2 protein-coding genes are annotated in these 12,776 nt (G+C 68.8%); both read right to left on the reverse strand.

The genetic code is table 11. The features are described from left to right. Positions 1-6,435 (reverse strand): amino acid adenylation domain-containing protein (locus V0R62_RS26245; RefSeq protein ID WP_330105774.1); only part of this gene is annotated, 6,435 nt, incomplete at its 3' end. A 1-nt stretch (position 6,436) separates the two neighbouring features. Then, the coding region (locus V0R62_RS26250; RefSeq protein ID WP_330105775.1) for an amino acid adenylation domain-containing protein at positions 6,437-12,776 on the reverse strand (6,340 nt) is incomplete at its 5' end.

Consider the following 12,776-nt stretch of genomic DNA (forward strand, 5'->3'; position numbering starts at 1 on the left):
AATCACATAGGCCAGGTTATCCGGTTGAGTCAGGTGCGCGGGGTTATCCTCGCTGTAGCCAGCCAGGTCATCTTCCAGCTTCAGGCTACGAACCTGCGCCGGCACGGGCAGATCGGCCAGCAGATGACCTTGCGTCAGCAGCAGCTGAATGCCGCTGTCTTCCATCATGTAGCTCAGGCGGTCCTGCGGATACTCCGGATCCAGCGGCACGTAAGCGCCACCCGCCTTGAGGATCGCCAGCAGGCCAACGATCATCTCGAAGCCGCGCTCCACGGCGATGCCCACCAGCACATCCGGCCCCACGCCCTGCTCGCGCAGCTTGTGCGCCAGGCGGTTGGCACGGCGGTTGAGCTGGTCGTAGCTCAGCGACTGCCCGGCGAAGGTCACGGCAATCGCCTCAGGCGTACGTGCCGCCTGCGCCTCGATCAGCTCCTGGGCACAAACCGTGCTCGGATAGCTGGCAATCACCTGCTCGGGGCCGGCGCTCAGAGCAATCTCTCCCAAGGCCCGTTGCGGGGCCTGCGCCAGCCCTTCCAACAGCTCGACGAAGTGCGCCGCCATCTGCCCGACCACCGAATCGGCGTAACTGGCGCGATCGAACTTGAAGCTGGCCGACAACCTGTCGCCCACCTGCGCCACCACCGTCAGCGGATAGTTGGTCTGCTCCTGGCTGACCACCTCGCCGAACGCCAGCTCCTGGGGCGCGCCTGTCTGCAACGCTTCTGACACCGGATAGTTCTCGAACACCAGAATATTGTCGAACAGTGCCTCGCCGCTCCAGCCGGCCCAGCGCTGGATCTCGTACAGCGGCGTGTGCTCATGTTCGCGCAAGGCCAGGTTCAGTGCCTGGACCTGCTGCACCCACTCCTCCACACGCTGCTCGGAACGTGGACTGGCGACCACTGGCAAGGTGTTGATGAACAACCCCAGTTGCTCCTCGACGCCCGGCAGCTCGGCCGGGCGACCTGCCACGGTGGCGCCGAAGGTCACGCTGGCCTGGCCGGTGTAGCGCTGCAACAGCAGCAGCCAGGCGGCCTGGACCAGGGTGTTGAGGGTGACCCGCTGCTCCCGGGCGAAATCGCTCAGGCGCTGGGTGCGACGCGCATCGAGAGTGACCTCATGCTCGGCCTGCCCATACCCCTGGGCGTCGGAGCGCAAGGCCTGGGCCAGGCGCGTAGACTCGTCCAGCCCGGCCAGGCGCTCGCGCCAGAAGGTTTCACTGGCCTGCTGGTCCTGACGTTGCAGCCACTGGATATAGTCGCGGTAACGGCTGGTCTTGGCCGTTGGCACGACACCGGCGTAACGCTGCAGCACTTCGCCGAACAGCCGTGAGCTGCTCCAGCCATCCAGCAGGATATGGTGGTTGGTCAATACCAGCTGGTAGTGCTGCTCGCCGGTACGGATCACCGCCAAGCGCAGCAGCGGGCCGCTGGCCAGGTCGAAGCCGGCACGCAGGTCGGCCTCGGCCCAGGCCTGCAACGCCGTCGGCAAGTCGGCCTGCGTGCGCCAGTCCAGCTCCACCAGTGGCAGACGCGCCTCGCGCAGCACGACCTGCAGCGACTGGTCGTAACCACTGACGAAGCTGCTGCGCAGCACCTCGTGGCTGTCCAGGGTGGCCTGCCAGGCCGCGACGAAGCGCGGCACGTCCAGGCCCTGCACCTCGACCCGCAACTGATTGATGTAATTGCCCGCCGCCTGCTCGTAGAGGCTGTGGAACAGCATGCCCTGCTGCATCGGCGACAACGGGTAGATGTCCTCGATATTGCCCGCCGCCACCGGCAACGCCGCCAGCTGGCGCTGGTCGAGGCTGGCCAGCGGGAAGTCCGACGGCGTCACGCCCGCCACGCCCGGGGTGGTGCAGTGGGCGATCAGCTGGCGCAGTTCCTCGGCGTACTCGTCGGCCAGGCGCTGGATCTGCCCACGCTCGAACACGGCGCTGCTGAAGCTCCAGTCCAGGGCCAGTTCACCGGCGTAGACCTGGCCATCGATGCTGAGCAGGCTGCCCAGCGGCGCCTCCGGGCTCTGCCCCTGCCCCGCGCCTTCCGGCGCTGGGACGAACAGACCCTGCTCGCTGTCGAAGCTGCCGTCGAACTGCCCCAGGTAGTTGAACACGATGCTGCCCTGGGACAGGGCGCCGAGGGCCTGGCGGGCCTGCTCGTCACCCAGGTAGCGCAGCACGCCGTAGCCGATGCCCTTGGCCGGCACCGCGCGCAGTTGTTCCTTGACCGCCATGATCGACGCGCCCAGGTCGCTCGCCGGGGTCAGCTTCAGCGGGTACAGGCTGCTGAACCAACCGACCGTGCGGGTGATGTCGAGGTCATCGAACAGGTCTTCGCGGCCATGGCCTTCCAGGCGGATCAGCGCATGCGCCTCGCCGGTCCAGCGGCGGATGACCCGGGCCAGTGCCGTCAGCAGCAGGTCGTTGACCTGAGTACGGTAGGCGGCTGGCGCCTCCTGCAGCAGTTGCCGGGTCAGCTCGGCGTTCAGCTGGGTGCGCACCGAGATCTCATGCTTGCGCTGCTGGCCGCCCTCTGGGTTCGCCCCGGGCAGGATGTCGCTGACACCCTGCAACTGCGCCTGCCAGTAAGCCAGCTCGGCCACCAGCGCGGGGCTGCGGGCATGCTCGCGCAGGTGCTCGGCCCAGGCCTTGAGCGAGCTGCTCTTGGCCGGCAGCACCGGCGTCTTGCCGGCCACCAGGGCCTGGCAGGCCGCCTGCAGGTCTTCGAGCAGGACGCGCCAGGACACGCCGTCGACCACCAGGTGATGGATCACCACCAGCAGGCGCTGCTGGCCTTCGGGCAGGTCGATCAGCACCACCCGCAGCAGCGGGCCATGCTTCAGGTCCAGGCTGCGCTGGGCTTCGTCGGCCAGTTCCGCCAGGCGCGCGGCATCGTCCAGCTGATGCACCCACAGCAACTGCTGCGCATCGACCGGTGCGAACTGCCCGTGCCACTGCCCCTGCTCTTCGCTGAATCGCAGGCGCAGGGCGTCGTGCTGCTCCACCAGCAGCTTGAGCGCCGCCTGCAGCAACGCCACGGTCAACGGCTGACGCGGGCTCAACATCACTGCCTGGTTCCAGTGGTGACGCTGAGGAATCGCGGTGTCGAAGAAACGCGCCTGGATCGGCAGCAACGGTAGCTCGCCACTCACCAGCTCGACCACTTCGGCTGCCGGTTTCTTCTCGATCAGCTTGGCCACCGCCGCCAATTGGCCGATGGTCTGCTTCTCGAACAGCTGCTTGGGGCTCAGCTTGATGCCCTGACGCTTGGCCCGGGCGATGATCTGCAGGCTGAGGATCGAGTCGCCACCCAGCTCGAAGAAGTTGTCGGTGCTGCCCACCTGCTCGCGCTTGAGCACTTCGCACCAGATCGCGGCAAGTTTCTCCTCGATTTCGCCCACGGGCGCGGTGTAGCGCTGCCTGGCCACGCCGGGCTTGGGCAGCGCCTTTTTGTCCAGCTTGCCGTTGGCGGTCAGCGGCAGGCGCTCGAGCAACAGCACCTGCGCCGGCACCAGATACTCCGGCAGGCGCGCCTGCAAGGCCTGGCGCAGCGCCTCGGCCTGCAGCTCGACGCCCGCCGCCGGCACGGCCCAGGCCACCAGTTGCAGGCGTGACGGGTCGCTGTCCAGGGGCAGCGCCAGCACCACGGCTTCGCCGACCCCAGGCAGGCCTTGCAGCACCTGGCCGACCTCGCCCGGCTCAACCCGGTAGCCGCGAATCTTCACCTGATCGTCGCCACGACCCAGGTACTCCAGCACGCCCTGGTCCAGGCGCGCGCGGTCACCGGCCCGGTACAGCCGCTCGCCGTTCTGGCCAAAAGGATCGGGGACGAACCGCTCGGCGGTCAGCCCCGGCTGGCCGACATAGCCCTGGGCCAGGCCCTGGCCACCCAGGTACAGCTCGCCGGCCACCCGCTCGGGCAGCGGGTTGAGGTAGGCATCCAGCACCCGCGCCTGACCGTTGTCCAGCGGCCGGCCCACCGGCACGCTGCGCCAGCCGGGCAGGCGTTCGCCGACTTCGTGGGTGAGGATGCCCACGGTGGTCTCGGTCGGGCCGTAGTGGTTGATGATCCGGCAGCCGGGCTTCAGGCGCCGGACCTGCTCGATCAGGGCCCAGGAGCTGGCCTCACCGCCAAGGATCAGCAACTGCTCGGGCAACACCCGCTCAGGCTGCGCGGCCTGCAGCAGGCCTTGCAGGTGGCTGGGCACGATCTTCAGCACATCGACCCGGTGCTCGGCCATGTAGCTGGCAAAGCCATCCGGGTCGAAGCCCTGGTCATGGCCCAGCAGGTGCAGCAGCCGGCCCGAGGCCAGCGCGCCGAACAGCACGGTGTGGCCCAGGTCTGCGGCCACGGTGGAGACCATCGCCAGGCTGGCGCCGGGCTGCAGGTCGAGGCGTTGCAGCACGCCCTGCAGGTAGTTGGCCAGCGCGCCGTGGCTGATCACCACGCCCTTGGGCTGGCCGGTGGAACCCGAGGTGTAGATGATGTAGGCCGCCTGCTGCGGTTGGATGTGTACCGCCGGTGGCTGGTCGCTGCAGTTGCCGTGCTGCGCCGCGTCAAAGGCCAGCGCCGGGCACACGCCCAGCCCCGCCGCCTGGGCGTCGCCCAGGGCGTGCACCAGCAGGCGCGCGTCGCTGGCCTGCAGCAGTTGCTGCAGGCGTTCGGCGGGCTGGCGGCTGTCCAGCGGCAGGTACACCGCGCCCAGCTTGAGCACGGCCAGCAGGCTGGTCACCCACTCGATGGAGCGCTCCTGGCACAGCGCAACGGTCATGCCCGGGGCGATGCCCTGCGCCTGCAGATAGTGGGCGAAGCGGTTGGCCTGCTGCTCCAGCTGCGCGTAGCTGACCGTACGATCACCCACGCACAGCGCCGGCTGACCGGCACCGGCCTGCAGGCCCTGACGCCACAGGGCGAGGAAGTCCGCCTGCGGCCAGTCCTGGGTACTGGCCTCGACCTGCGCGGCCTGGGCATCGGGGTGTTCGCACAGCGCCGCCTCGGGGTGCTCGACGAGAGTGCGCAGCACCGCCTGGAACGAAGCGGCCAGGCGCTCGATGGTCGCGGCCTCGAACAGGTCGGTACTGTAGTTGAAGTAGCCTTGCAGGCCGTCGGGGGTCTCGGTGAAGTCGTAGGCCAGGTCGAAACGGGCATCGTTGCCCTCGACCGGGAAACCGCTGACGCTCAGCTCGCCCAGCGTCTGCCGGGCGTGGGCGCCTGCCTCGGTGTCGGCCATGTTCTGGTTGATCTTCACCTGGAACAGCGGGTTGTGCCCCAGGTTGCGCTCCGGCGCCAGGGCGTCCACCAGGTGCTCGAACGGCAGTTCCTGGTGCGACTGCGCGCCGCTGACCACCTGCTTCACCTGCTCCAGCAGAGCCGCGCCGCTCTGGCGCTCGTCCACCTGCACCCGCAGGACCTGGGTGTTGATGAAGAAGCCGATCAGGCCTTCGACTTCCTTGCGGTTGCGCCCGGCGTTGGGCGCGCCGATGCGGATGTCGGCCTGGCCGCTGTAGCGCGCCAGGGTCACGGCCAGGGCCGCGAGGGTCAGCATGAACACGGTCTGGCCCTGGCTGCGCGCCTGGGCCTTGAGCTTGGCCGACAGCGCCGCCGGCACATCGCTGCGCAGGGTCGCGCCGCGGTAGCTGGGGTGCGCCGGGCGCTCATGATCCAACGGCAGTTCCAGCACCGGGTGCTCGTCCCCCAGTTGCTGCTTCCAGTACTGCAACTGGCGCTCGCCCTCGCCGGCCTCGAGCCAGGCGCGCTGCCAGATCGCATAGTCGGCGTACTGCACCTCGAGCGCTGGCAGATCGGCGGCGCGCCCCTGGGACAGCGCTTCGTACAGGTGCACGAACTCCTGCACCATCAGCTCGCCCGACCAGCCGTCGGAGACGATATGGTGCATGCACACCGTCAGCACGTGTTCGGTGGGCGCCAGGCGCAGCAACCGGACCCGCAGCAGCGGCCCTTCGAGCAGGTCGAAGGGCGCATCCAGCGCCTCGCGCACCGCGCCGCGCAGGCACTGTTCGAGGTCCTCGCCCGGCCCGGCCTGCACCTCGCGCACCTCCAGGCTCACGCCTGACTGTTCACGGACCTGCTGGTGGAACTCGCCCTCCTCGGAGACGAAACGCGTGCGCAGGCTTTCGTGACGCTGCACCAGCGCTTCCAGGGCCTCGGCCAGGGCCTGCTGGTTCAGCGAGCCGCTCAGGCGCACCGCCATCGGCACGTTGTAGAAGCTGCTCTGCGGCTCCAGCTGCCAGAGAAACAGCATGCGCTGCTGGGCATAGGACAGCGGGATGCGCGGGCTGTCGTGGCGGGTGACGGCGATCGGCAACAGGCGGAAGCTCTGCCCGGTCTCGCGCATCTTGTCGAGGATCTGCCGACGCTGCTCCAGGGCAAGGCCCACAAAGCGCTTGGCGATACGTTCTGCTGTGCTCTTGTCCATCTCAGACGCCCGCCATTTCATTCATCATTCTTTCGATATCGGACAAGCCGTCCTCGCTCAACGACAATCCGGTGGAGGCACAGGCCTGGGCAAAATCAGTCAATTGCGGTTTCTCGAATAGCAGGCGCAGCGGGATGTCGATCCCCAGGCCCGAGTTGATCTTGGAAATCAGCTGGGCCGCCAGCAGCGAATGCCCGCCCAGCTCGAAGAAGTCGTCATTCAGGCCCACCCGCTCGACCTCCAGCACCTCGGCCCAGAGCGCCGCCAGCTGTTGCTCCAGCTCGCTGACCGGGGCCACGTAGGCCGACTGCGCCTGGCGGGTGTCGGGGGCCGGCAGCGCCTTGCGGTCGAGCTTGCCGTTGGGCAGCAGCGGCATGCGCTCGAGCAGCACCAGGTACATCGGCACCATGTAGTCCGGCAGGCTGGCGCCCAGGTGCGCCTTCAGTTCGGCGCGCAGGCCGCCCTCCTCTTCGGGCATCGCATTGGGCACCAGGTAGGCGGCCAGCTGCTTGCCGCCCGGGCCGTCGATATCGACCACCAGCACTTCACGCACCGCCGGATGCTCGCGCAGGCGCGCCTCGATCTCGCCCAGCTCGATACGGAAGCCGCGGATCTTCACCTGGTGGTCGATGCGCCCGGCGTACTCGACCAGCCCCTGTTCGCGATAGCGCGCCAGATCGCCGGTGCGATACAGGCGGGCCCCCGGCGTGGTGGCGAACGGATCGGGGATGAAGCGCTCGGCGGTCAATCCCGGGCGGTTGTGATAACCGCGGGCCAGCAATTCACCACCCACCAGCAGCTCGCCGATGGCCCCTGGCAGGGCCAGGTCGCCGGCGGCATCCACCAGGTGGATCGAGCGTCCCGCCAGGGCCTTGCCGATCGGGATCTGCACCGGCAGCGGCTGCTCGCCGGTGACATAGGCACTGCAGTCATGGCTCATGACGCTGACGGTGGCCTCGGTCGGCCCGTAGGTGTTGAGCAGGCGCACATGGCCGAGCCCGGCCTGTTGCCAGGCCAGCACGCCGTCGGCGGCCATGGCCTCGCCGCCCATGTGTACCTGGCGCAGCACGCCATAGTCGCGTGGCCCCTTGGCCGCGAAGTCCTTGGCCAGCAGGTACCAGTAGGCGGTCGGCAGGTCGGCGAAGGTGATGCCTTGGGTCAGCACTTCGCGGTAGAAGGTCTCGCTGTCCCACAGCGTCGGGCCGCGCACCACCACGCTGGCGCCGCAGATCAGCGCCGGGTACAGCTGCTCGACGAAGGCGTCGAAGTTGAAGGTGGAGAACTGCAGCACCCGGTCGGCCGCCGACAGCCCGCAGAAGCCCTTGGCGACGTGGGCGTGCCGGCTCAGGGCCGCAGCGCTGATGCCCACGCCCTTGGGCCGGCCGGTGGAACCGGAGGTGTACATGATGTACGCCAGGTTGTCGGGGGCGCCCAGCTCAGGCAACCCATGGCTCGGCCAGGCGTCGAGGGGCTCGCTGTCCAGGCACAGGCTGCGCACCTGCGGCGCCACGGCCAGGTCCTGCAACTGCGCGCTGTGGCCGAGCAGCAGGACGATGCCGCTGTCCTCCATCATGTAGGCCAGGCGCTCGTGTGGGTAGTCGGGGTCCAGCGGCACATAGGCGCCGCCGGCCTTGAGCACCGCCAGCAGGCCGACCACCATGTCCAGGCTGCGCGGCAGGGCGATGCCCACGCGCACGTCCGGACCGATGCCCTCCTCGCGCAGGCGGTGGGCCAGCTGGTTGGCGCGCTGGTCCAAGGCCTGGTAGGTCAGCTGCTGCCCTTCGCAGATCAGCGCCGTGGCCTGCGGCGTGCGCACGGCCTGGTCGGCGATCAGCTGCTGCACGGTGCGCTGGTCGGGGTAGACGGCCTCGTGCCGGCTCCATTGCTCAAGGATGGTCTGGCGCTGCGCCGCATCCAGCAGCGGCAGCTCGACGATGCGCTGCGCCGGCTGGGTGCTGACTGCCTGCAACAGGTTGAGCCAGTGCGCGGCCATGCGCTCGATGCTGGCGTGCTCGAACAGGTCGCTGACGTAGGTCAGGGTCGCGCCCAGGCCGTCCTCGCTCTCGAAGGTATCCAGGGCCAGGTCGAGGTGCGCCGTGGGGTTGTCCCAGGCCAGGCCGGCGATGCTCAAGCCCGGCAGCTCGCGGACATTCTCCGCACGGTAGGCCTGGTGGTTGAACATCACCTGGAACAGCGGGTTGTGGCTCAGGCTGCGCTCCGGCTGCAGCGCCTCGACCAGTTGCTCGAACGGCAGATCCTGATGGGCCTGGGCCTGCAGGGCGGTGTGCTTGACCTGCTGCAGCAGCTCGCTGAAGGTGGTCTGCAGGTCGAACTCGGCCTTGAGTACCTGGGTGTTGACAAAGAAGCCGATCAGCCCCTCGGTTTCGGCCCGGGTACGGTTGGCGATCGGCACGCCGACGCGAATATCGCCCTGGCCGGTCTGGCGATGCAGCAGGCTCTGGAACGAGGCCAGCAGCAGCATGAACAAGGTCACCCCTTGCTCGCGCGCCTGCGCCTTGAGCGCCTGGGCCAGCGCCGCCGGAACCTCGATGGTCAGGCTGCGCCCGGCATGGCTCTGCACGGTGGGACGCGGGTGATCGGTGGGCAGTTGCAGCACATAGTGCTCGCCACCCAGCTGCGTCAGCCAATAGTCCAGCTGGCGGGCCTGCTCGCCGGCTTCCATCCACTGGCGCTGCCAGGCGGCGTAGTCGGCGTACTGCACGGCCAGGGTGGGCAGCTCGGGTTGCTGGCCCTGGCTCAAGGCCAGGTAGGCGTCGACCACTTCGTCGACCATGATCGGCATCGACCAGCCATCGGCGACGATGTGGTGCAGGGTCAGCACCAGCACGTGGTCGTCCTCGGCCAGGCGCAGCAGGCGTACCCGCAGCAGCGGCCCCTGGCTCAGGTCGAACGGGCGCTGCACTTCGCGGGCCACGCGCTCGCGGACCGCCTCGGCGCGGGTGTCCTGGAGCGACTCCATGACCAGGGTGAAGGTGCTCGCCGGATGAATGCGCTGCAGCGCCTGCCCGCCCTCCTGGTGGAAGGTGGTACGCAGGCTTTCGTGACGGGCCACCAGGGCCTCGAACGCCTGGCGCAGCGCTTCCAGGTTCAGCCGGCCTTTGAGTTGCAGGGCGGCGGGGATGTGGTAGGCGGCGCTGTCCGGCTCCAGTTGCCAGAGGAACCACTGGCGCTGCTGGGCATAGGACAGCGCCAGCGGCTGGCCGCGCTCCACCGGCAGCAGCGCCGGGGCCAGGCTGGCGCTGCCGTGTGCGGCGAGCGCGGCGAAGCCTTGCAGGTCCGGGCACTCGAACAGGCTGCGCAGCGCCAGCTCCAGGCCCAGCCCCTGGCGCACCCGGGCAATCACCTGGGTCGCCAGCAGCGAGTGGCCGCCAAGTTCGAAGAAGTTGTCGTGAAGGCCGACCTGTTCGACCTTGAGCACCTCGGCCCAGATCGCGGCCAGGCGTTGTTCCAGCTCGCTGCGCGGCGCCACGTAATCGGCCTGCACCTGGCTGCTGTCGGGCTTGGGCAGGGCCTTGCGGTCGAGCTTGCCGTTCGGCGTCTGCGGCATCGCCTCGAGGAACACCAGGTGCGCAGGCACCATGTACTCCGGCAGACCGGCCTTCAGGTGGCGCAACAGGTCGGCACGCAGGTCGTCACCGGCCTGCGCGCTCGGCACCAGGTAGGCCGCCAGTTGCTTGCCGCCCGCGCCGTCGATGTCGATCACCAGCGCCTCGCGCACCCCCGGGTGCTCGCGCAGGCGGGCATCGATCTCGCCCAGCTCGATACGGAAACCGCGGATCTTAACCTGATGGTCGACCCGGCCAACGAACTCGATGACGCCGTCGGCGCGGTAGCGCGCCAGGTCGCCGGTGCGGTACAGGCGCCCACCAGCACTGACGCCGAACGGGTCGGGAATGAAGCGCTCGGCGCTCTGCCCCGGGCGGTTGTGGTAACCCCGGGCCAGCAGCTCGCCGCCCACCAGCAGCTCGCCGATCGAACCCGGCAAGGCCAGGTTGCCGGCCGCATCGACCAGGTAGACGCTGCGTCCGGGCAGGGCCTGGCCGATCGGGATCTGGCCGGGCAAGGCGGCCTGGCCGCTGACGTAGTCGCTGCAGTCATGGCTGGTGATGCACACCGTGGCCTCGGTCGGGCCGTAGGTGTTGACCAGCCGCACATCGGCCAGCCCCGCAGCGCGCCAGGCCAGCACGCCATCGGCGGCCATGGCTTCGCCGCCCATGTGCACACGGCGCAGCTGGCCGTAGTCCCGCGGCCCATGGACGGCGAAGTCCTTGGCCAGCATGTGCCAGTAGGCGGTCGGCAGGTCGCTGAAGGTCACACCCTGCTCCAGCACCTGGCGGTACCAGGTCTCGCTGTCCCACAGCGCCTGGCCGCGCAGCACCACGCGGGCGCCGCAGACCAGCGCCGGGTACAGCTGCTCGACGAAGGCGTCGAAGTTGAAGGTGGAGAACTGCAGCGCCCGGTCCGCCGCCGTCAGCCCGAAGCGGCCGACGAAGCCCAGCACGTGCCCGCGCAGGGCCGCGGCGCTGATGCCCACGCCCTTGGGACGGCCGGTGGAGCCGGAGGTGTACATGATGTACGCCAGGTTGTCCGCCTGGGTCAGGTTGGCCAGGTCGTCCTCGGCGCAGCCTTGCAGCCAGTCATCGCCCAGGTCCAGGCACAGGCTGCGGACCTCTGGCGCAACGCTCAGGCGCGCCAGCACGCCCGACTGGGTCAGCAGCAGGCGCAGGCCGCTGTCCTGAATCATGTAGGCCAGGCGGTCGTGGGGGTAGTCGGGATCCAGCGGCACATAGGCGCCGCCGGCCTTGAGCACCGCCAGCACGCTGACCACCATGTCCAGACCGCGCTCGATGGCGATGCCGACCGGCACGTCCGGGCCGACACCGAGGGCACGCAGCTTGTGGGCGATGCGGTTGGCGCGGCGGTTCAACGCCTGGTAACTCAGTTCCTCGCCCTCGCAGACCAGTGCCACGGCTTGCGGGGCCTGGGCGGCCTGCGCCTCGATCAGCTGATGTACGCAAGAAGCGGCGCTAAAGTCGGCAGGCTGTTCGGACCAGCGCTCCAGCTGCTGGCGTTGCTCAAGGTCCAGCAACGACAGGTCGCTGATCGCCTGCTGTGGCTGCCGGGCGATGGCGCGCAGCAGGGCCAGCCAGTAGCCGGCCAGGCGTTCCACGGTGGCACGCTCGAACAGCTCGCTGACGTAGGTCAGGCTTGCGCCCAGGCCGTCGTCGCTCTCGAAGGTGTCCAGGCTCAGGTCCAGCTGGGCGGTGTGGTTGTCCCACGCCATCCCTTCCACGGTCAGCCCCGGCAGTTGGCGGGCATCGCCTGCGCGGTAGGTCTGGTGGTTGAACATCACCTGGAACAGCGGGCTGTGGCTCAGGCTGCGCTCGGGCTGCAGCGCCTCGACCAATTGCTCGAAGGGCAGGTCCTGATGGGCCTGGGCCTGCAGGGCGGTGTGCTTGACCTGCTGCAGCAGCTCACCGAAGGTGGTGCGCAGGTCGAACTCGGCCTTGAGCACCTGTGTGTTGACGAAGAAACCGATCAGGCCTTCGGTCTCGGCGCGGGTACGGTTGGCAATCGGCACACCGACGCGGATATCGGTTTGCCCGGACACGCGGTGCAGCAGGCTCTGGAACGAAGCCAGCAGCAGCATGAACAGGGTCACGCCCTGTTCGCGCGCCGTGGCCTTCAGGGCCTCGGCCAGCTCGCGTTCGAGGCTGATGTCCAGGCGCTCGCCGACATGGCTCTGCAACAGCGGACGCGGACGGTCGAGCGGCAGTTCCAGCACTGGCTGCTCGTCGCCCAGCTGTCCGCGCCAGTAGTCCAGCTGGCGGGTCTGCTCGCCAGCGGCCATCCACTGGCGCTGCCAGGCGGCGTAGTCGGCGTACTGGAACGCCAGGGCCGGCAGTGGCGCGGCGGCGCCCTGACGGTAGCCGGCATACAGGCGCACCACCTCGTCGACCATGATCGGCATCGACCAGCCGTCGGCGACGATATGGTGCAGGGTCAGCACCAGCACATGGTCGTCTTCGGCCAGACGCAACAGCCGGGCACGCAGCAGCGGGCCGTTTTCCAGGTGGAATGGCTGGCGGGCTTCTTCGGCCACCCGCGCTTGCAAGTCGTCAGCGCTGACCGCATCGACAGCCAGGTCGAAGTCGCTGGCCGGGTGGATGCGCTGCCAGGCCTGCTCGCCTTCCTGATGGAAGGTGGTGCGCAGGGTTTCGTGACGGGCGATCAGCGCGGCGAAGCTGCTGCGCAGTGCCTCGATATTCAGCTCGCCCTTCAGGCGCAGTGCGGAAGGGATGTTGTAGGCGGCGCTTTCA

Source organism: Pseudomonas carassii, assembly GCF_036324045.1.
GTDB classification, from domain to species: Bacteria; Pseudomonadota; Gammaproteobacteria; order Pseudomonadales; family Pseudomonadaceae; genus Aquipseudomonas; species Aquipseudomonas peradeniyensis.